Below are 20,528 nucleotides of genomic sequence, written 5' to 3'. Positions count from 1 at the left end.
TGGAAAATTGCCATCACAGGCCGGGTAAGGCGAAGTCGCCACCCGGCTTTTTTATTGGCTTACGACGCCAGTGAAAACCAGCGGCGCCAGACGAAACGCAGCACGAAGAATTCGATGGCACCCAGCAGTAAAAACCACACGCAGAACAAAATGGTGTAAAGCTGGTTCAGATCGACCATGTGAAAGGTCTGAACCAGCTTCTGCGCCAGCACCAGACCCAGCGACGGCGCGGGCAACAGCAGACAGGAGAGCAGGGCCAGCAATAAAATGCCGCCTGCCGTAAGCAGCGATTCTAACGGGTGTTTCATCGTAATGTTAATCGTCAGTTAAAAATGTCATTGTCCGGCATCCTGTAACGTAAAGCAATATCAGCGACTAAGACGTTATTGAATAAAACGAAGATATTATTTGGGGAATAAATAACAAAATACGACCCGGCATTTATATTAATATCGCGTTATGTAAATAAATGTCTTTGTCAGGAAAATAATTTTACAAATGTATAAGTGCTATAACCAATTAACGTGGCAATAACAATGGCCGCGATAACGTATAACACCAGTCGGCGTCCGCGATAAATACCCCACATGGTTCCCCCTCGTTTAGTGTTGGTTTAGAAATATTTTGTAAAAATCAGGCCGTCGAAATAGTTTTAATCAGTTTTGAATAACCGAGAAGTCATTATATTGCGGTAGATCAATTTTACCCGCAAGACTTAAAAATGAATTTATTTAGCCAGAAAGGAATTCAGGCTTCTGTTCACCGGATATTGAAGGAAAAATACGATGACCGAAAAAAAATTGTCCCCAAACGTGCCGCCTTCCGGCGGGCTGGCATACCAGCAGACCGTAGAGCAGGTGCTTACCCACACGCAGAGCCAGGCCAGCGGTCTGGATCGTGCAGAGGCGCAGGCGCGTCTGCAAAAAACAGGGCCGAACGCGCTGCCGGAGAAAAAAGGCAAACCCGCCTGGCTGCGTTTCCTGGCCCATTTTAATGATGTGCTGATTTATGTCCTGCTGGCCGCTGCCGTATTAACGGCAGTAATGGGCCACTGGGTTGATACGCTGGTAATTCTGGGCGTGGCGGTAATCAATGCTTTAATTGGCCATATTCAGGAAAGCAACGCGGAAAAATCCCTGAAGAGTATTCGCAATATGCTCTCCAGCGAGGCGCGCGTTATTCGTAACGGCAATCACGAAACTCTACCCACAACTGAAATAGTCCCGGGCGATATTATTGTATTACGCGCGGGAGATCGTATTCCGGCGGATATGCGTTTAATCGAAGCGCATAATTTACGCGTGGAAGAGGCGATTCTGACCGGTGAATCCACCGTGGTGGATAAACATATTAATCCGCTGAGCGGCGAACTGCCGCTGGGCGATCGCACCAATATGGTCTTCTCCGGGACGACCGTAAGCGCGGGCGGCGGCGTCGGCGTGGTCACCGCGACCGGTAAGGATACGGAACTCGGCCACATCAACCAGATGATGGCGGGTATCGAAAAGCACCGCACGCCGCTGCTGGTTCAGATGGACAAGCTGGGTAAAGCGATCTTCGCGATTATTCTGGCGATGATGGCCGCGCTGTTTGTCTTCAGCCTGGTGTTCCGCGAGATCCCGATGGGCGAGCTGCTGCTCTCCCTGATTAGCCTGGCGGTGGCCTCCGTGCCGGAAGGTCTGCCGGCGATTATCTCCATCATCCTCTCGCTGGGCGTGCAGGCGATGGCGCGCAAGCGGGCGATTATCCGCAAGCTGCCGACGGTGGAAACGCTCGGCGCGATGACCGTGGTCTGTTCGGATAAAACCGGCACCCTGACCATGAACGAGATGACGGTTAAAGCCATTATCACCGCTGACGCCTGCTACCACGTGGACGGCAACAGCTACGAGCCGGTGGGCAACATCTACCTGGAAGGCAGCGATGAGCCGGTCCACATCCAGCCGGGCACCGTGCTGGAGCACTACCTGCGCACCATCGACCTGTGCAACGACAGCCAGCTGATCCAGGACGAGCGCGGCCTGTGGGGCATCACCGGTGGTCCAACCGAGGGCGCGCTGAAGGTGCTGGCGGCGAAGGCCAGCCTTGAGCCGGTCATGACCACGCTGGTTAACAAGATCCCGTTCGACTCGCAGTACAAGTACATGAGCACCCACTACCAGATTGGCGGTGAGGAGCAGATCCTGATCACCGGCGCGCCGGACGTCATTTTCGCCCTGTGCGCGCAGCAGCAGACCCGCAACGGTGCGGAAGCCTTCAACCGCGCGTACTGGGAAAGCGAGATGGAGCGCTATGCGCGTCAGGGGCTGCGCATGGTCGCCGCGGCGTTCAAGCCGGCGAACGGCGAGCAGGAACTGACGCACGATGACCTGAGCCACGGCCTGATCTTCCTCGGCATCGCCGGGATGATGGATCCGCCGCGTCCGGAAGCCATTGATGCGATTAACGCCTGCCAGCAGGCGGGGATCCGCGTGAAGATGATCACCGGGGATCACCCGCAGACGGCGATGAGCATTGGCCAGATGCTGGGGATCGCCAACAGCGAGCAGGCGGTCACCGGCTACGAGCTGGAGAAAATGGACGACGCCGCGCTGGCGGAAGCGGCGGTGAAGTATGACATCTTCGCCCGTACCAGCCCGGAGCATAAGCTGCGCCTGGTGAAAGCGCTGCAGGACAAAGGCGAAATCGTCGGCATGACCGGTGACGGCGTGAACGATGCCCCGGCGCTGCGTCAGGCGGACGTGGGCATCGCGATGGGCATCAAGGGCACGGAAGTGACCAAAGAGGCGGCGGACATGGTCCTGACGGACGATAACTTCGCCACCATCGCCAGCGCGGTGAAAGAGGGGCGTCGCGTTTACGACAACCTGAAGAAGACCATTCTGTTCATCATGCCGACCAACCTCGCGCAGGGGCTGCTGATTGTGATTGCGCTGCTGGCGGGGAACATCATTCCGCTGACGCCGGTGCTGATCCTGTGGATGAACATGGCCACTTCCGCCACGCTCTCCTTCGGTCTGGCCTTCGAAGCCGCCGAGCGCAACATCATGCGTCGTCCGCCGCGTCAGACCGGGCAGCACGTGATGGATGCCTACGCCGTCTGGCGCGTGGCCTTCGTCGGCACCATGATTGCCATCGCCGCCTTTGCGCTGGAAGCCTGGCTGGCCCCGCGCGGCCACAGCGCGGAGTTTATCCGCACCGTGCTGCTGCAGATGCTGGTCTGCGCCCAGTGGGTTTACATGATTAACTGCCGCAACACCGAAGGGTTCTCCCTGAACCGCGGCCTGCTGGCGAACAAAGGGATCTGGCTGGTGACGGGCGTGCTGTTCCTGCTCCAGGCGGCGATTATCTACCTGCCGTTGATGCAGATGCTGTTCGGCACCGAAGCCCTGCCGCTGCGCTACTGGTTTGTGACCCTGGCGGTAGCGGGCGTGATGTTCTTCGTCGTCGAAATCGAGAAGCGACTGACCCGCAGGTTCCGTAAGGCTGCATAACCTTTTGCCCTCACCCTAACCCTCTCCCGCAGGGAGAGGGGACTCTGACCTCCCTCTCCCCGTGGGAGAGGGCCGGGGTGAGGGGAACACATCTGAGGTACCTCTTAATGAAACTCCCACGCCTGTTCGCGCTCCTCGCCTGCACCCTGCAACCCGTATGCGCTGCCGCCATCCCCGTTCGCGTCGCCACCGTGGAGCAGACCGCCTACGCCGCCGAGCGCCAGATCCCGGGCCGCATCGAAGCCATCCACACCGTTGAGCTGCGCGCGCGTACCGAAGGCGCGATCGCCAAAATCCACTTCCGCGACGGGCAGTACGTGAAAAAAGGCGACCTGCTGTTCGAACTGGACGACGCCGAGCCGCGCGCCGACCTGCGTCTGGCGCAGGCTGAGGTGAAAAGCGCCGAAGCCACGCTGCGCCAGGCGCAGCAGCAGCTGTCCCGCTTTGAAAGCCTGGGCAGCAGCAACGCCATCAGCCGTCACGACGTGGACAACGCCCGCATGCAAAGGGACGTCGCCAGCGCGGCGCTGGAGCAGGCCAAAGCCCGGCTCGAAACCCGTAATGTCACCCTGAACTACACCCGCATCACCTCGCCGATCGACGGTCGCGTGGGGCACAGCCAGTTCCACGTCGGCAGCCTGGTCAACCCTGCCAGCGGCGTGCTGGTGGAGGTGGTGCAGCTCGATCCCATCCGCATCGCCTTTGCGCTGGAAGAGGGCGCGTTTGCCACCAAAGCCGGACAGCATGCGGATATCAGCGCCATGAAGCAGGCCTGGCAGACGTTCATTGACAGCAACGGCCAGCGCGTCAGAGGCGAGCTGACGTCCGTTGACAACCGCATCGATCCGCGCACCGCCAGCGTGATGCTGCGCGCCGAGTTTGCCAACCCGCGCCATCAGCTGCTGCCCGGCGGCAGCGTGAACGTGACGCTGCGCCCGGCCAGCGAGCAGCCGGTCCTGACCCTGCCCGCCGCGGCGGTCCAGCAGAACGGCGACGGGTTCTTTGCCTGGGTGGTTAACGCCGACGGCAAAGCCGAAATGCGCCCGCTGAAGGTCGCCGGACAGATCGGCCAGCACTTCCGGATTTCATCCGGCGTGAAGTCCGGTGAGCGAGCGATTACTGACGGCGCACAGCGCGTACAGCCCGGTGCGGCCGTCCAGATACTCAATTAAGGAGCCATCATGCTGACGTTTTTCATCAAACGCCCGCGCTTCGCGATGGTGATTGCGCTGGTCATCACCCTGCTGGGGGCCATTGCGCTGAGGATTATCCCGGTGGAGCAGTACCCGCAGATCGCGCCGCCGGTGGTGAATGTATCTGCCAGCTGGCCGGGCGCCAGCTCGGCTGACGTGGCGGAGGCTATCGCCACGCCGCTGGAGACCCAGCTGAACGGCGTGGATCACATGCTCTACATGGAGTCCACCAGCTCGGACGAAGGCACGTATAGCCTGAACATCACCTTCGCGGCGGGCACCGATCCGGACCTCGCCGCCATCGACGTGCAAAACCGCGTCTCGCAAGCCGTGGCGCAGCTCCCGACCGAAGCGCAGCAAAACGGCGTGCAGGTGCGCAAGCGCGCCACCAACCTGATGATGGGGGTAAGTCTTTACTCACCGGACAACACCCACACGCCGCTGTTTGTGAGTAACTACGCCAGCACCCAGGTGCGCGAGGCGCTGTCACGCCTGCCGGGCGTCGGGCAGGTGCAGATGTTTGGCGCGCGCGACTACAGCATGCGCATCTGGCTGCGTCCGGACCGCATGAACGCCCTGAACGTCACCACCGACGACGTGGCGCAGGCGCTGCGCGAGCAGAACGTGCAGGGGGCGGCAGGCCAGGTCGGCACGCCGCCGGTGTTTAACGGCCAGCAGCAGACCCTGACCATCAACGGCCTGGGGCGCTTAAGCCAGGCCGAAGACTTTGCCGACATCATCATCCGCGCGGGCGAGATGGGCCAGCTGGTGCGCCTGAAGGACGTCGCCACCATCGAGCTCGGCTCGCGCAGCTACAGCTCCGGCGCGCAGCTGAACGGGCACGATTCCGCCTACCTCGGCATCTACCCGACGCCGTCCGCCAACGCCCTGCGCGTGGCCGACGCGGTGCGCGCGGAGCTGGATCGCCTCTCGACGCGCTTCCCGGACGACCTGGTCTACGAGGTGAAATTCGACACCACCTCCTTTGTTGCCGCCACCATTAAAGAGATCGGCGTCTCGCTGGCGCTGACGATGCTGGCGGTGGTGGTCGTGGTGTCCCTGTTCCTGCAAAGCTGGCGTGCGACGCTGATTGTCGCGCTCGCCATTCCGGTATCGCTGGTGGGCACCTTCGCGGTGCTCTACGCGCTCGGCTACTCCGCCAACACGCTCAGCCTGTTCGCCATTATTCTGGCGCTGACCATGGTGGTGGATGACGCCATCGTGGTGGTGGAGAGCGTCGAAACGCTGATGGCGGAAGGGCAGAGCCGCACGGCGGCGACCGCGCTGGCGCTGCGCCAGATCGCCGGGCCGGTCATCGCCACGACGCTGGTGCTGCTGGCGGTGTTTGTGCCGGTAGCGCTCCTGCCGGGGATTGTCGGCGAGCTGTACCGCCAGTTTGCGGTGACGCTCTCGACGGCCGTCACGCTCTCAAGCCTCGTGGCGCTGACCCTGACGCCCGCCCTGTGCGCGATGCTGCTGCGCCCGCGCCCGGCGCAGCCCGCAGCGATTTTCCGTGGGTTCAACCGGGGGCTGGAGGCCACGCGTGGCGTCTACACCCGCATCGTGACTGTCTTCAACCTTCGCCCGTGGCTGGCGCTGCTGGCCACCGCAGGCGCGGCGGCCGTGGTGGCGTTCAGCTTTACGTCGATGCCTAAAGGCTTCCTGCCGCAGGAGGATCAGGGCTACTTCTTTGCCAGCGTCCAGCTGCCGGAGGCGGCCTCGCTGGAGCGCACCGAAGCGGTGATGACCACGGCACGCGAACTCATCGCAAAAAATCCGGCGGTGGAGGACGTGATTCAGGTCTCCGGATTTAACATTCTCAACGGCACCAGCGCCTCCAACGGCGGGTTTATCTCCATCATGCTCAAGGACTGGAGCGAGCGCCCGCCGCTGGACGAGGTGATGGGTACCCTGCAGCGCCAGCTGCTGGCCCTGCCGGAAGCGACCATCATGACCTTCGCCCCGCCGACGCTGCCGGGGCTGGGCAACGCCTCCGGCTTCGACCTGCGCATCCAGGCGCAGGCGGGGCAGAGCCCGGCAGAGCTGGAGCGCGTGACGCGTGAGGTGCTGGCGAAAGCCAACCAGCACCCGCAGCTGAGCCGCGTGTTCACCACCTGGAGCAGCAACGTGCCGCAGCTGACGCTGACCGTTGACCGCGAGCGCGCGGCCCGACTCGACGTGCCGGTGTCGCGCATCTTCAGCAGCCTGCAAACCGCCTTTGGCGGCACGCGCGCCGGGGATTTCAGCGTCAACAACCGCGTCTACCACGTGGTGATGCAGAACGAGATGCAGTGGCGCGAGCGCGCCGGGCAAATCAGCGAGCTGTTCGTGCGCAGCAACAGCGGCGAGCGGGTGCGCCTGAGCAACCTCGTCACCATCACGCCGACCGTCGGGGCGCCGTTCCTGCAGCAGTACAACCAGTTCCCGTCCGTGTCGGTGAGCGGCTCGGCGGCGGACGGGGTGAGCAGCAGCACCGCGATGGCGGCGATGGGCGAGCTTCTGGCGCAGAATTTGCCAGCGGGATACGACTACGCCTGGAGCGGCATATCGTACCAGGAGCAGCAGACCGGCAATCAGGCGATATGGATCGTGCTGGCGGCGGTGGTGATGGCGTGGCTGTTCCTCGTCGCCCAGTACGAGAGCTGGACGCTCCCGGCGAGCGTGATGCTCTCGGTGCTTTTCGCCATCGGCGGGGCGCTGGTCTGGCTGTGGATGGCGGGCTACGCCAACGACGTGTACGTGCAGATTGGTCTGGTGCTATTGATAGCGCTGGCCGCCAAGAACGCAATTCTTATCGTGGAGTTCGCCCGCGCGCGGCGCATGGACGGGATGGCGATTGTCGATGCCGCACGGGAAGGGGCCTCGCGCCGCTTCCGCGCGGTGATGATGACCGCCGTGTCGTTCATTATCGGCGTATTGCCGATGATGCTGGCGACCGGGGCGGGGGCCCAGAGCCGCCGGATCATCGGCACCACGGTGTTCAGCGGCATGCTGGTAGCGACCGTGGTGGGGATTGTATTTATCCCCGCGCTGTTCGTGCTGTTCCAGCGCCTGCGCGAGTGGGGTCACGGTCTTACGGACTCGTCGCCCACAGCTCGCAGTGCTTCTGAACCAGAGAAATCAGCGAGCCGCCGTCGGCGATAAACTCCCGCATGCGCTGCGCCTCGCTCTTGCCCTGCTTTAACAGCAGGGCAATTTCATTGATTGCGCTCGTCGCGCCGAGCTTCTCGGCCGACGGCGCAACCTGCTCCAGCAGCCACGCAATATCTTCCGCCACGGTTTTGTGCTCGCCGGTATGCACGTCCGTCAGGATCCCCTCTAGCCCGTAGCGACAGGCCTGAAAACGGTTAAAGCGGTACAGCAGAAAATCTTTTTCCTGATGCTTATAGGGCCGCGCGGTCAGCAGCCAGTGCGACGTCGCCTGGATAAGCCCGGCGATGTTAATGGCGTGGCCGAGCGTCAGCGGCGTATCCATCACCCGCACCTCGACGGTGCCGAAGTGCGGGCTGGGGCGAATATCCCAGTGCAGATCCTTAATGCTGTCGATCATGCTGGTCGAACTCAGGCGGCGGAACAGCCCCTCGAACTCCTGCCAGCTGTTGACCCACGGCATCTGGCCGTTATCCGGAAATCCCGAGAAGATGTTGAGCCGCGACGAGGAGAACTTCGTGTCCGTGCCCTGCATATACGGCGAGGTGGCCGCCAGGGCGATAAAGTGCGGCACGAATCGCGACAGGCCGTGCAGCAGGTAAATCGCGTCGTCCCCGGTTCGGCAGCCGACGTGCACGTGCTGGCCGAACACCGTCGCCTGCAAAATCAGGTAGCCAAAGCGCTCCAGCGTGACGTTATAGCGCTCGTCGTCGCACACCTCCTGCCGCTGCCACTTCTGGAACGGGTGCGTCCCGCCGCCGCAGATCTGGATATGCTGCTCCGCCGCCGCGCGCAGGATGCTCTGCTGCATCACCGAGAACTGCGCCGCCGCCTGGTCGATGTTCTGGCATACGCCGGTGGCGATTTCGAGCATGCTTTCGGTGATGTCGTGTTTGACCTCGCCGCCTTTGATGTCGTCTTTGACGGCGGCGATGAGCGCGGAGGAGTCCTGGCTCAGATCGTAGCCCGGCGGGTTAACCACCTGCAGTTCGAGTTCGATGCCGAGGGTGAAAGGTTCAGAGGACTTAAAATCGGGTAAAGGCATGGCGCACTCCGTTGTCTGTAGTGTGTTGAGTATAGACAACGACGTGGCGCTCACTTTTCAGGGTGGTATAACTGTTAGCAGGCTTAGCGAAAAGGGGAAATAACCATGTCTGACAATCCAGTGATTGCGCTGATTGGGCCTGGCGCAATTGGTACCACCATCGCCGCGGTGCTGCATGACGTTGGCCGCACGCCGCTGCTGTGCGGGCGCACCGCGCACCCGGAATTACGCCTGCGCCACGACGAGGGTGAAACCGTGGTGCCCGGCCCGGTATTGACCGATCCGGCCGTCATCACGCGCCCCGTCGATCTCGTTTTTGTGGCGGTAAAAACGACGCAAAATGCCGACAGCGCCGGGTGGCTGCGCGCGCTGTGCGATGAAAACACCGTGGTCTGCGCGCTGCAAAACGGCGTGGAGCAAAAAGCCCAGCTTGAGCCGTGGGTTAACGGCGCGACGGTGCTGCCGTCGGTGGTCTGGTTCCCGGCCCAGCGCGAGCCGGATGCCTCCGTCTGGCTGCGCGCCAAACCGCGTCTGACCTTGCCGGACGTGCCGCAGGCGCAGCGGGTGGTGGAGGCGCTTCGCGGTACGCGCTGCGCGGTTGAGCTCTCGACAGATTTCGCCTCCGTCGCCTGGCGCAAGCTGCTGCAAAACGCGGTCGCCGGGCTGATGGTGCTTTCTAACCGCCGCGCCGGGATGTTCAGGCGCGAAGATATCAGCGAGCTTGCGCTGGCCTACCTGCGCGAGGGGCTTGCCGTTGCCCGCGCCGAAGGGGCGAAGCTGGACGATGACGTGGCGCAGGAGATCCTGGCGAACTTCCAGCGTGCGCCAGTAGATCTGGGCACGTCGATCCTGGCCGACCGCCAGGCCGATCGCCCGATGGAGTGGGATATCCGCAACGGCGTGATCCAGCGCTACGGCCGCAAGCACGGGATTGCGGTGCCCATCAGCGATGTGGTGGTGCCGCTGCTGGCGGCGGGGAGCGAGGGGCCGGGCTAACGGTCGCTGTTTTTCCGTTCGGCAAAGTAGTGGGCGGGCGTGCTGCCCATCGCTTTTCTGAACATGGTGATAAATGCATTCACCGATTCATACCCGAGCGTTGCCGCCACGTTCTGGACGGGCACGCCGCTGGCCAGCTCCCGCAGGGCAATAATCAAATGCAGCTGCTGACGCCAGCGCCCGAAGCTCAGCCCGGTCTCGCGCTGCATCAGGCGGGCAAACGAGCGCTCGCTGAGGGCGAGCCGTTTCGCCCAGTCCTTCAGGGTGCTTCTGTCCTCAGGACGGCTGACCAGCGCGTCCGCCATGGCGCGAATTTTCGGATCGGTTGAGACCGGCAGGCTTAGCTTCTGCTGCGGCATGCTGGCGAGCTCGTCAAGCGTGACCCGGGTCAATCTGGCGACGTGGCCGTCGGGGGGATAATCCACGCCTTCGCGCGTCAGACGATCGACCAGCTCCTTAATCAGCGGCGAGATCGCCAGGGTGCAGCATCTCTCCGGCAGCGCCGCCGCGCCGGGCTCAATAAACAGATAGTTAAGATGCGCGTTCCAGGTCGCTTTGGCGCTGTGCGGGATCCCGCCGGGGATCCAGACGGCGCAGTCCGGCGGCACGATCCAGATATCATTCTCCGCGTAACAGCTGACCGCACCGTATCGGGCAATAATCAGCTGGCCCTTGCGGTGGGTATGCAGCGGCACTTCCGCGGCGTAGTCCACGAAGTCCAGATGACGCGCCACCGCCGGGCTGGCGGTAGAGTCGGGGTCATACAGCGTAGTAGCGGGTTGAGGCTTCACGATTCTGGCAACATTTAGGTATTTTTTGACAGAATAGAGTATTTAAGCGGATCTGCAAGCCGGTAATAATCCCGGCATGAAAAACATTTTCTCTCATCCCGTGCGTCTCCCCGCCGCGCTGCGAAACGATGCGGGCGCGCTGATCTACTCTGCGAAGAGCTTTGCCGCGGCGATGCTGGCTTATTACCTCGCGCTGTCGATCGGTCTTGAGCGTCCCTCGTGGGCCATTATTACGGTTTACATCGTGTCGCAGACGTCGGTCGGCGCATCGCTGAGCAGAAGCCTCTACCGGCTGGCCGGCACCGCGGTAGGTGCCAGCGCGACCGTTGTGATTGTGCCTGCCTTCGCGAATACGCCAGTCCTGTGCAGCGCGGTGCTGACGGGCTGGATCGCTTTCTGCCTGTGGCTCTCCCTGCTGGAACGCACGCCCCGGGCTTACGCGTTTGTGCTGGCGGGCTACACCGCGAGCCTGATTGGTTTTCCGGCGGTGTCCGATCCCGGCGGCATTTTTAACGTCGCCATCGTCCGCGTACAGGAGATCGCGATTGGGATTTTCTGCGCGGCGCTGATCCACCGCTACGTGCTGCCCGCGCGCGTATCGGGCCAGTTCAACGCTAAATTATCCCAGACGCTACAGGCCGCGCGCGGGCGGGTGGCGGACACCCTATCAGGCAAACCCGACGCGGCTTCCGGCCCCCTGCATCTGGCTCTGGCGCTGCAGTTCCTGCAGGGCATCAGCCACCATATTCCGTATGACTTTGCCCTTTCAGCCCCGGTGCGGCAGGCCAGAAAAGCGATCCACGACCGGCTTGCGCGGCTGGTTATCGTCAACTGTGAACTACACGATCGCCTGCCAGCGAGCGGAACCCTGCCCGCCGACGTGCAGGCGTTGATGGGCGACGTTCAGGCCTGGCTTGCCGCTGAAGGCGCTGATGCCGGCAGTACGGCAGAGTCGCTGCGGCTCCGCTGTGCGCTTCTCATCGATCGGTATGCCGCGCAGGCGCAGACGTTTGACGACGCGCTGCAGGTCAGTTTTATCCGCTACCTCTCGGAGGCGATCGCGCTTCTGCAGCAGTGCGAACGTCTTTCCGGGGCCATCCACCGTGCAAAACCCGTGTTTGGGGAGATGCAAAGCCGCGCGGCGAAAGGCTACGTTTTCCACCGCGATCCTCTTACTGCCGCCCGCACGGCGCTGGGGGCTTTCGCCATCATCCTGAGCGGCTGTCTGGTCTGGATCTTCTCAGCGTGGCCGGATGGCGGTACGGCGGTTTCGATACTCGGCGTCTGCTGCACGCTGTTTGGCAGCTTCGATACCCCGGCGCCGCACATCGTGAAATACATCATTGGCTCGTTCTGGGGCGTGCTGATAAGCCTCTTCTACAGCTTTGCGCTGCTGCCGCTGGTGAGCGATTTCCCGGTGCTGGTGGCGGTGCTTGCCCCGGCGTATCTGCTGGCCGGGTCGCTTCAGGCGCGCCCGCCCACCACGTTTATGGCGATGGGCATCACCCTGACGCTGCCCATTCTGTGCGAGCTGGGGGCGCACTACAGCGGAGACTTCGCCGTTGCGGCCAACACCGCCATCGCGCTCTTTGCCGCCACCGGCTTTGCCGTCGTCAGCATGAGCCTGCTGCAAACCGTGCAGGCGGACGGCGCCATCACGCGTCTGCTGAACCTCTGCCAGCGCGACATTCACCGCAGCGTGAAGGGCACGCTGCGGGTTGATGAAACGCACTGGATCAACCTGATGATGGACCGAACCGCCCTGTTGCTGCCGCGTTTGCAGCGCAGCGCGCGCGCGCCGGAGCAGGCGCTCGATCGGCTGCTGCACGCGCTGCGTCTGGGGCTGTCGATTATGCATTTACGGTGCAGTGACGCACCGCCCGGCAGGGAGGTTGATGCGCTTTTTCATCGGATAAACGCCGCGGACCGCCACGCCTTGCGCGAACGCATTGCCGCTATTATCGAGAGCCAACTGCCTGCGGCAGATGAACACGCGCGGCAGTTTGTCTTCAGGCTGGTGGATCTGCACTGTGCATTACGGGGGCCAGACCATGGTTAACGATCTCAATATCGGCGGGGTTTTTATTCCTGGGCTGCTGACGGTCGCCCTCGCGGCGCTGGTCTGCACGCTGGGCCTCGTCGCGCTTTTCTCTCTCAGCAGGCTCTACCGTCGCTTGCCGTTTCGCCCGCTGATGGATGTTTCAACCTGGATTGTCACCTTTTTCCTGCTGATGCAGGGTCTGACCGCGTTGGGGTTATTGTCATGAAATCACTGCTCTCTTTACTGGCTCGCTATGCGCTGACGTTGAGCGCGGCCGCGGCGGCCACGCTTCTGGCCTTTATGATGTGGAAACACTACGCGCAAACGCCGTGGACCCGCGACGGCCGCGTGCGGGCGGATGTGGTGCAGATTGCGCCGGACGTCTCCGGGCCGGTCATCAGCGTGGCCGTGCGGGACAATCAGTGGGTGAATCGGGGCGATGTGCTTTACGTCATCGATCCGCGCTGGCTTAAGCTGGCGGTGGTCAGCGCGCAGGCGGACGTCGAGTCGAAACGCCATGAGATGCTGATGCGCCAGGACGCGGCCCATCGCCGCACGCTGATTAAAAACGCCATCTCGAGCGAGGATTTACAGCAAACCGGCAGCGCGGCGAACGTCGCGGCGGCCAATTATCACGGCGCGCTGGCCGCGCTGGATCTGGCAGAGCTGAATCTGGCGCACGCCACCGTGCGCGCGCCGGTTTCGGGGTACGTCACGCACCTGCGGCTTCGCCCCGGAGACTACGCGACGGCGGGGGAGACGAAGGTCGCCATTGTTGATGCCCACAGCTTCTGGGTGGTGGGGTACTTTGAGGAGACCAAGCTGCGCCATATTCGCGTCGGGGATGCCGCGCAGGTGGTGCTGATGGGTTACGAGCCGGTCATCACGGGTCACGTGGAGAGCATCGGGCATGGGATTGGGGACAGCAACGACGAAACGGGCGGGCTGGGGCTGCCCGACGTCGAGCCCACCTTTAGCTGGGTCCGGCTGGCACAGCGCGTGCCGGTGCGCATTCATATCGACAGGTTACCGCAGGGCGTTGAGCTGGTGGCAGGGCTGTCGGCGAGCGTGGCGGTGGGGCGGTAGATAAGGATTGAAGCGACTATTCCTTGTCTACAAACTTGTTGGCTTCAGAAGAGTAATGCTGATAAACGCATGCGAGCTTATGCCCGTCAGGATCGCGAAGATAGGCAACATAAAAGTCGGGGCCGTACGCGCTTCGCGTACCAGGCTCGCCTTCATCCGTTCCTCCCGCAAGGAGGCCAGCTGCATGGAACCGTCTGACAAGATCCGCATTATCTGCACTGAATGCGAACATTGTCCCGTTTCCCGCCGTCGCGGGCTGCTGGTCAAAAGGAGGACAAAGACAGAAGCTGAACCCCTCGCCGGGATTATTTTCATCTCCCCACATTGCCCAGCTTTCAGTCCATGCCGGCAGACGCGAGTAGCCCAGAACGTTAAAAACAGCGTCATAAAAATTCACGGAGCGCTGAAAGTTGTTTGTACCTATTGTGATATAAGCCAGCATCTTATGACTCCCGTCCTTCAATATTCGATTTAACAGCCTTCAGCGTCCTTTTACGGATCCAGCCGCTTCCCGCCCGTATTATCAGCCAGTAAGCCGACATTTTTAGTCGAGTGCGTCTGTCCGGACAATAGATGAATGTTTCCGTAGAGAGCTCATGTTTGCCGGGCGCCAGCTCCGTTACCTTGTAGCGCAGCAACAGTTTCGCGCTGCCCGGCTCGGCTGGGGTCTGAAAAGCACTGGCATCCGGCACGTTTTCCAGACCGAAATCGGTACGCCAGAATTGTCCTCTTAAGCCGTAACAGATTTCTGAAGCTGAATTTTTCAAAAGGGTAAAACTGTGCAAACCAAAGTTGCCGATCGACTGTGGCTTCTGGTTGCGCAGAAATTTTTGCGGTATTTGACGCAATGACATTAACCGCCGAATCACGGCATCTTGCCGGATGTCAAAGCTGGCAATCATTGGCAGAATATTTTCAGGGCGGCTAGTGTGAATGACCGTCAGGTGTTTTTCATGAAACTGGAACTGGGGGAGAAAAGCGGGAACATCCTTCCACTGAGCAAGCGCTTTGCGGGTAACGAATCCAGGGTTTAGCATCTCTCTTCCTTGTCATCCCTTGCGTCCTGCCAGAGTAACAGATGGTGTGTTGCAGGCAATTACCAGGAAAAGAGAGGGCAACAGGGAAGTAAATGTAACGAGCCGGTTGGGTTAACCACGTTCGCTTCTTTGCGAATGGAGGAGCTCAGTGATTTCTTTGCGCTTTCTTGTTGCCCATTCAGGTTTGATAGAGAGCATTAAACTGTATTGCCTTCTGAAATAAACCTCTCTAAATTCTCGTTCAGATGAATGGCTTGCTGCATACGTTGAGGCGAGCCCCGCCACGGCACTCTCCACAAACCAATACAGAATTTCATCGTCACTGAGCGTTACTTTCCGCTGTATTTCAAGACCTCTTTCACTGACGATAAAATGATATTCTTTGCCATGAATTTCAAGATAGGGAGTTGCAACCCCATCGGGTTGGTCAGGGATAAAGAAGTAATGGTTTGGCCTTGTGCCTCCCCCTAGTTGCTCACCTATTTTTAGAAGCTCGTTTCGTAGTTCTTCAATTGTTTTCATAAATAGCTCTTTGTTCTTGTATGTAAACGACGCATTATCGCGGATTGGGTACAAAGCGCCTGCTCTCGATCACTTCCCCACAAACGCACTCACCGGCAAACCAAAACCCTTCGCCAGCGCACGCATATGATCCAGCGTTAACGTGCGCTGTCCATTAAGGATTCGACTCACCAGAGACTTCTTGCCAATTTCGTTCTCGAAGTCGCTCTGAGTGAGTTGGTATTGATCCATCAGCGTTCGCAATAACGCAACGCCTGACGGAATGCGGGCAACACGCGCGTTAAATTCCGCAAACTCCGGAGACTCGTTTTCGTACTTATCGATTTTTGCGGTGAGCATATCTACCAGCGGGCTATCGGGTTCGTGTTCGACCAGATACTCCACCAACGCCAGCGCATCCTCGTAATCATGCCGCGACGGGCTTGAGCCCAGGAAAGGGAGCGCGTTTGTCAGATCCTTTGCCGCTTTGATGGCTGCTGCATAATTCATTCTTTCGTTCTCCGGTAGAGGTCCGTGAGCTTGTCATATTCTGCGTGTGTGCTGATGTGTTTGATGAAAATCTTTCCACGCTCAAAATCAGCAAAAAACATCACCGCTGCCCACATCAATGACCCACCATTTCACCCGGTATTTCATCCTGTCCAGGCTGGGGTATCGCTTTCGCATATCGTCCGGTGACGGGTAGTGTTCCTCTTTAGTACTCGGAAAAGATCGTCCAGGGCTTGTGCTTAATTAGGAAATTGTCTGGTAGCCGCTTCGAAAGGCGCTCTTGAGACTACGTGCATCCTTGCCTCGTGTTTCCATATTGGAAATATAATAGGTGATAGTTGGTGGGTTGATAATATGGAAACAGTGATGGAGTACAGTTTTCAAATGCTCGTGCTGACGGCGGTCATTTAATGAGTGTGAACACTGTATGAGGTGACTGTGAAAAAAATGTCCGCTTTGTGCCAGAAGCGGACGTGGAGGAGAATGTTAATTTGATTCGAAATATTTGCGTAATATCTTTTCTAATAGCGAGAAAACGACCGTCACCCTTTTTGGAGTAATCAGCTGGTAAGGCCGGTATAAATAAAATTGCCATTTCTCCTGTCGCAGTTCTGGCAGTGGGGGAACAAGTTGGCCGCTTGCTAAGTACTCTCTACAGATAAAGTCGCTGGACTGTACAACCGTTTTCCCGGCCAATGCGGCCTGAATTTCGGCATATGGATCTGTAGTATAAAACTCAATATGACGAGGTACAAAAGTATTTACTGCGTCACTCATAAACTCAAATGATTTTCCCGTCTCAGGATTAATTAAACCACTAAATGGATAACGCTGTCGAAGATCTTCTAAATCAGTAGGTGCCCCCAGGCGCGCAATGAGTTCAGGGGATGCGACTAAAATATGTTCAACTTGCCCAATGTTTTTAATGATAAAGTTTGGATTAGGTTCTCGCCCTACGCGTATACCTATATCAATACGATGCTCGATAGTATCAAGTTTCATCATATCTAAACGCCAGTCGATAAATAAATCAGGATAGGGACGTAGTGCAGTCAATAGTTCATACAAGATTTGTTCATGATTTGGAAATCGAAGTAATGTGATACGAACAATGCCCTTCATTTCATTATCATCTTTTGCCGTCTGAAATAGTTTTTCTGAATCCTCCAGCAGTCGCTTCGCTTGGGGTAAAAATAGTTCACCGAAACTGGTGAGAAAGATCGAACGCGTATTGCGTTTGAATAGAGGTTCACCAAGTTGTTTCTCCAGCTCAGCGACTGTTCGGCTTACTACTGATGGTGAAACCGACAGCTTGATTGCTGCTTCGCGGAAGTTCAAGGTCTCAGAGGCGATGATGAAAAATTTTAGAGCATCAAGTTTGTTCATGATTGTTGTGAAATTTGCATTAATATATTTTGATAATAGCAATTAATTTGCAACTATTCCAGTCATATAATCGAACAATAAAATAAGTAACCTGTCTTACTTTTTATCAGAACTCAAAAGAGTAAATTATGTCAATTCAACCAGTAGAGTTAAACAAAGCCTATCGGCTATTACAGATCGGGCCAACGACGATGATATCGGCTAAAAATGATGGCATTGAAAATGTCATGGCAGCGGCCTGGGTGGGATTAGTAGGCAATAACAAAGTGATGGCTTTTATAGGTCCACAGGCATTTACTCGCGGGCTTGTAGAAAAAAGCGGATATTACGTTGTACAGATCCCAGTAGTAAATCAGATGGATATGGTCTTATATGCTGGAGGCCACAGTTATTCCGACACACCCGATAAAAACAGTAAAATTCCACTATTTTATCAAAAAGAGTTTGATCTGCCTTTAGTTGAAGGTTGCGCTGGCTGGTTAGTATGTAAGGTCATACCCAATGAAGAAAATGAAAAGCAGCACAACTTGTTCATGGGGGAAATTGTCGGAGCATGGAGTGATGACCGCGTTTTCAGAAATGGGCACTGGATTTTTGATGATGCGCCAGATGAATTACGTACTGTCCATTACGTAGCTGGCGGACAGTTTTACGCCATTGGTAAAGGTACAAAATTCAATTATGGCCCGGGAAAAGACTAATCCTTACTTCTGTATAAATGTAGCCATATAACATTGCTACATAGAGGTAGTAGCATAAAAAAACAACCTACTTAAGATGTCCGCTTTTCGCTCTTAACAGACATTCAACGTTAGCGTAAGGTCGAAATCCTGCTTCTATCCAGCAGGATTCCGGCCACCTATCACCCACCTCAATGTGCCGAAATATAAGGCTCCTTTACAAATTCCGCCAGCAACCAAACCATATCATGCAGCAGCCCGGTGAGTTCTTTCGCCACGCTCGCAGGCAGTGTCCCGCCCATCACCGCCAGCGTTAACGCTACGGCATAATCCACCTGCAGCGTCGTCTCCTGCCAGCAGTCCGGTACACACGAGGTTATCTTTTCACCCGCAATCAACTGTTCAACCAGGTACGGCGGAAGTTCCGAGTCACAGCACTCCCGCAGTCGCTTAAGCGCAACCAGCAATCTCTTACAGAGCGTGGCAAATGTCACCGCGTCGTCAGTTTCCACCAGCACGCTGACATACGCAGTGCAGGCATCGGCCAGTTCGAAGAGATCCGCAGAATCGGAAATTGAAGTGTTGATGAGGTGATGAACTGCGCTTTCCTCAGAAAGCGCGTAAGAAAATCCAGGGGTAGTCGCCATTTAGCATCCTCTTTGTCCAAAAAAACGTCATGTTATGCTAACGGGTTCCTACGCCCGGTTACGGATGTACCGTAACGCAGGCACTTTACGGCGGCGAAAAAGGGAAGGAAAGGGATCACCCTGAATTACATAAGGTTTCTTGAAAGTTTGCGAGGCGGCTTCCAGAAGGGCATTGCCGGGAGGCGGCTACGCCTTACCCGGCCGGCAAAACCGTCAACCAACCCGCGACACGAACCGTAGGCCCGCGCAAGCGCAGTGCCGCCGGGCACGGTTTGAACCACGGTTACTCCTTCACGCAGACCTTTTCATTTTGAGCAATCCTTCTAATAACGCCTGCGTCGCGCGGGAGGATTTGCCAGCCTGCGAACAAACCAGCCCAAACTCCCGGTACAGCGAAGGCGTCACGGGCACGACGCACAAGCCGCGTAATTCACCCGGCAGGGCGGATTCAGGTATAAGCGCGACGCCCATGCCTTCGCGTACCAGCAGGCAGGCGCTGATCCAGTCGCGGACGGTCACCCGCACGTCAGACAGCTGCAAGCCAGCCTGTTCCATCAGGCTTTTTCCATTGACGGCACAACCGCCCGTTGCGAGCACGAAGGGCTGGTCTGCCAGTTCCTCAAGGGTGATGCCGCGCGTACGTGCATAACGAGCCTGACGGTGGCTGGCTGGCAGCACCGCGACCCATGCATCCTGCCCTAAGATCGCTTCAGCACGCCCGGGAACAGGGTTCATGACCACGCCCACATCAACCGTATCTGCCGCCAGCCACTCTTCGACCTCCTGGTCCGTACCTTCCAGTACGACCACCTCGATTTCAGGATGCAGGCGCTTAAAATCCCGCAGCAGTCCGGGCAAAAACGTGGATGTCACCGAAGGAAAACTGGCAAGACGAATGCGCCCGCCGCTCAGCCCCCGGCTCTCATCCGCCAGTGCACGGATGGCATCCAGCCGCGCCAGCATACTCCTTGCTTCTTTGACAACCCGCTCGCCCAGGGCAGTCACGCCGATGTGGCGTCGCTCTCGCGTGAATACCGCAAATCCTAATGAGGCCTCTAACTGAGCGATCGCCTGGCTGGCGCCCGACTGCGTCATACCGACCTCTTCAGCGGCACGGGAAATATTACTGGCATCGGCCACTGCAACCAGCAAGCGCCAGTGTAAAAGATTCATCATGGATATCAGTAGCTCAGCTAATAGCTATTTTATGAATCATTAATTTTACAGTGAGAATGGCTTTAAGCACAGTGTATGTAAATCACACAACCGCTTTAACGGAGAGATTATGAAACTCTATTACGCCCCGGACACCTGTTCACTCTCACCCCATATCGTGCTTCGCGAACTGGCGATTGAGTTTGAACTGGTTAAAGTGGACAACAGGAGCAAGATTACCGCTGACGGGCGCGACTTCCTGACCATCAACCCCAAAGGTTATGTCGCTGCGCTTGAGCTGGATGACGGGAAAATCCTGACCGAGGGGCCAGCCATTTTGCAGTACCTGGCAGACCTCAAGCCAGAAAGTGGGCTGGCACCGCGAGCAGACGGCTGGGAGCGGGTGCGGCTTCAGGAATGGCTAAACTTTATCACCAGCGAAATACACGCGGGATCGGCACCTCTTTTCAACCGCGTGCTGCCCGAAGAGGCCAAATCTATTTTTCGTGAGAAGCTGTTCAGGCGGTTCGATTTTCTTCAGGAAACGCTCTCCGCAAGCGCTTATCTGACGGGAGCATCTTTCAGCGTGGCGGATGCCTATCTTTTCACCGTGCTGGGATGGTGCACGTTCTTCTCAATTGAACTCAACGACTGGCCCGCGCTACTGGCGTACAGGGATAAAATCAGTGCCCGACCCGCGGTGCAGGCCGCATTACGTGCGGAGGCGAAAGTCTAGGTCTGCGTATTCCGCCGCATATATTAATGCCTGAAGCAGGAGGCAAGTGAGGATGTGGAGCCAGGATGCGTTAGCTTACT

The 20,528-nt window shown here is 58.2% G+C and carries 19 protein-coding genes and 1 pseudogene; 9 read left to right on the top strand and 11 right to left on the bottom strand.

The window, feature by feature from the left end:
- Nucleotides 1-59 precede the first annotated feature (59 nt).
- Nucleotides 60-308 (bottom strand): DUF1158 domain-containing protein, encoded by a 249-nt coding sequence (locus SPH27_RS09215; RefSeq protein ID WP_013097677.1) that lies wholly within the window; start codon nucleotides 306-308, stop codon nucleotides 60-62.
- A 477-nt stretch (nucleotides 309-785) separates the two neighbouring features.
- On the opposite strand from SPH27_RS09215, the gene SPH27_RS09210 reads away from it, so the two are divergent.
- The 3 genes from SPH27_RS09210 to SPH27_RS09200 all read left to right on the top strand — a co-directional run bounded on the left by SPH27_RS09210 (nucleotide 786) and on the right by SPH27_RS09200 (nucleotide 7,831).
- Nucleotides 786-3,494 carry a cation-transporting P-type ATPase gene (locus SPH27_RS09210; RefSeq protein ID WP_182072832.1) on the top strand — a complete coding sequence of 903 codons (2,709 nt, stop codon included), beginning with the start codon at nucleotides 786-788 and terminating at the stop codon, nucleotides 3,492-3,494.
- A gap of 107 nt (nucleotides 3,495-3,601) precedes the next feature.
- Nucleotides 3,602-4,666, top strand: coding sequence for an efflux RND transporter periplasmic adaptor subunit (locus SPH27_RS09205; protein WP_322435682.1), 1,065 nt, complete (start codon nucleotides 3,602-3,604; stop codon nucleotides 4,664-4,666).
- Between the two features lie 9 nt (nucleotides 4,667-4,675).
- Nucleotides 4,676-7,831: an efflux RND transporter permease subunit gene (locus tag SPH27_RS09200; RefSeq protein ID WP_182072830.1), complete on the top strand. Its 3,156-nt coding sequence runs from the start codon at nucleotides 4,676-4,678 to the stop codon at nucleotides 7,829-7,831.
- On the opposite strand, the gene SPH27_RS09195 is transcribed toward SPH27_RS09200, so the two are convergent.
- A complete protein-coding gene (locus SPH27_RS09195) occupies nucleotides 7,761-8,882 on the bottom strand; it encodes a YbdK family carboxylate-amine ligase (protein WP_182072829.1) in 1,122 nt (373 codons plus the stop codon). The two genes, SPH27_RS09200 and SPH27_RS09195, sit on opposite strands and share 71 nt — an antisense overlap.
- Nucleotides 8,883-8,987: 105 nt before the next feature.
- On the opposite strand from SPH27_RS09195, the gene SPH27_RS09190 reads away from it, so the two are divergent.
- Nucleotides 8,988-9,878: an oxidoreductase gene (locus tag SPH27_RS09190; RefSeq protein ID WP_047061293.1), complete on the top strand. Its 891-nt coding sequence runs from the start codon at nucleotides 8,988-8,990 to the stop codon at nucleotides 9,876-9,878.
- On the opposite strand, the gene SPH27_RS09185 is transcribed toward SPH27_RS09190, so the two are convergent.
- On the bottom strand, nucleotides 9,875-10,669 hold the full coding sequence (locus tag SPH27_RS09185; protein ID WP_182072828.1) for an AraC family transcriptional regulator: 795 nt from the start codon (nucleotides 10,667-10,669) through the stop codon (nucleotides 9,875-9,877). The genes SPH27_RS09190 and SPH27_RS09185 overlap by 4 nt on opposite strands.
- A gap of 76 nt (nucleotides 10,670-10,745) precedes the next feature.
- Here SPH27_RS09185 and SPH27_RS09180 point away from each other — a divergent pair, with 76 nt between their 5' ends.
- From SPH27_RS09180 to SPH27_RS09170, 3 genes are read left to right on the top strand one after another with little or no spacing between them, the layout of a single operon-like run.
- Entirely contained in the window at nucleotides 10,746-12,728 is a 1,983-nt protein-coding gene (locus SPH27_RS09180; protein WP_182072826.1) for an FUSC family protein, read from the top strand.
- Nucleotides 12,721-12,936, top strand: a complete 216-nt coding sequence (locus SPH27_RS09175; protein ID WP_047650509.1) for a DUF1656 domain-containing protein — start codon at nucleotides 12,721-12,723, stop codon at nucleotides 12,934-12,936. Before SPH27_RS09180 ends, SPH27_RS09175 begins: the two co-directional genes overlap by 8 nt.
- On the top strand, nucleotides 12,933-13,796 hold the full coding sequence (locus SPH27_RS09170; protein ID WP_182072824.1) for an HlyD family secretion protein: 864 nt from the start codon (nucleotides 12,933-12,935) through the stop codon (nucleotides 13,794-13,796). Before SPH27_RS09175 ends, SPH27_RS09170 begins: the two co-directional genes overlap by 4 nt.
- Nucleotides 13,797-13,812: 16 nt before the next feature.
- On the opposite strand, the gene SPH27_RS09165 is transcribed toward SPH27_RS09170, so the two are convergent.
- The 6 genes and pseudogenes from SPH27_RS09165 to SPH27_RS09140 all read right to left on the bottom strand — a co-directional run bounded on the left by SPH27_RS09165 (nucleotide 13,813) and on the right by SPH27_RS09140 (nucleotide 17,230).
- Nucleotides 13,813-14,238, bottom strand: a complete 426-nt coding sequence (locus SPH27_RS09165; RefSeq protein ID WP_048978891.1) for a VOC family protein — start codon at nucleotides 14,236-14,238, stop codon at nucleotides 13,813-13,815.
- Nucleotide 14,239: 1 nt separating this feature from the next.
- Nucleotides 14,240-14,833 (bottom strand): hypothetical protein, encoded by a 594-nt coding sequence (locus tag SPH27_RS09160; protein WP_182072823.1) that lies wholly within the window; start codon nucleotides 14,831-14,833, stop codon nucleotides 14,240-14,242.
- Between the two features lie 111 nt (nucleotides 14,834-14,944).
- Nucleotides 14,945-15,355: an Imm63 family immunity protein gene (locus SPH27_RS09155; protein WP_112778332.1), complete on the bottom strand. Its 411-nt coding sequence runs from the start codon at nucleotides 15,353-15,355 to the stop codon at nucleotides 14,945-14,947.
- A gap of 69 nt (nucleotides 15,356-15,424) precedes the next feature.
- On the bottom strand, nucleotides 15,425-15,844 hold the full coding sequence (locus SPH27_RS09150; RefSeq protein WP_182072821.1) for a helix-turn-helix domain-containing protein: 420 nt from the start codon (nucleotides 15,842-15,844) through the stop codon (nucleotides 15,425-15,427).
- Nucleotides 15,841-16,074, bottom strand: a pseudogene (locus SPH27_RS09145) (type II toxin-antitoxin system HigB family toxin). The gene SPH27_RS09150 and the pseudogene SPH27_RS09145 overlap by 4 nt, the downstream one beginning before the upstream one ends.
- Nucleotides 16,075-16,330: 256 nt before the next feature.
- Entirely contained in the window at nucleotides 16,331-17,230 is a 900-nt protein-coding gene (locus SPH27_RS09140; protein ID WP_182072819.1) for a LysR family transcriptional regulator, read from the bottom strand.
- A gap of 128 nt (nucleotides 17,231-17,358) precedes the next feature.
- Between SPH27_RS09140 and SPH27_RS09135 the strand changes: the two genes are divergently transcribed.
- Nucleotides 17,359-17,931 carry a flavin reductase family protein gene (locus SPH27_RS09135; protein ID WP_032410512.1) on the top strand — a complete coding sequence of 191 codons (573 nt, stop codon included), beginning with the start codon at nucleotides 17,359-17,361 and terminating at the stop codon, nucleotides 17,929-17,931.
- Nucleotides 17,932-18,101: 170 nt separating this feature from the next.
- On the opposite strand, the gene SPH27_RS09130 is transcribed toward SPH27_RS09135, so the two are convergent.
- On the bottom strand, nucleotides 18,102-18,557 hold the full coding sequence (locus tag SPH27_RS09130) for a hypothetical protein (RefSeq protein WP_064673607.1): 456 nt from the start codon (nucleotides 18,555-18,557) through the stop codon (nucleotides 18,102-18,104).
- A 291-nt stretch (nucleotides 18,558-18,848) separates the two neighbouring features.
- Nucleotides 18,849-19,733, bottom strand: coding sequence for a LysR family transcriptional regulator (locus SPH27_RS09125; RefSeq protein WP_182072817.1), 885 nt, complete (start codon nucleotides 19,731-19,733; stop codon nucleotides 18,849-18,851).
- Between the two features lie 109 nt (nucleotides 19,734-19,842).
- Between SPH27_RS09125 and gstA the strand changes: the two genes are divergently transcribed.
- Nucleotides 19,843-20,448: a glutathione transferase GstA gene (gene gstA, locus SPH27_RS09120; RefSeq protein ID WP_182072815.1), complete on the top strand. Its 606-nt coding sequence runs from the start codon at nucleotides 19,843-19,845 to the stop codon at nucleotides 20,446-20,448.
- Nucleotides 20,449-20,528 lie beyond the last annotated feature (80 nt).

Origin of the sequence: Enterobacter sp. A103, from assembly GCF_034427535.1 — a bacterium.
GTDB classification, from domain to species: Bacteria; Pseudomonadota; Gammaproteobacteria; order Enterobacterales; family Enterobacteriaceae; genus Enterobacter; species Enterobacter asburiae_B.
Note: the sequence above shows the minus strand (reverse complement) of the source record. Positions and strands in the feature narration are given on the sequence as shown.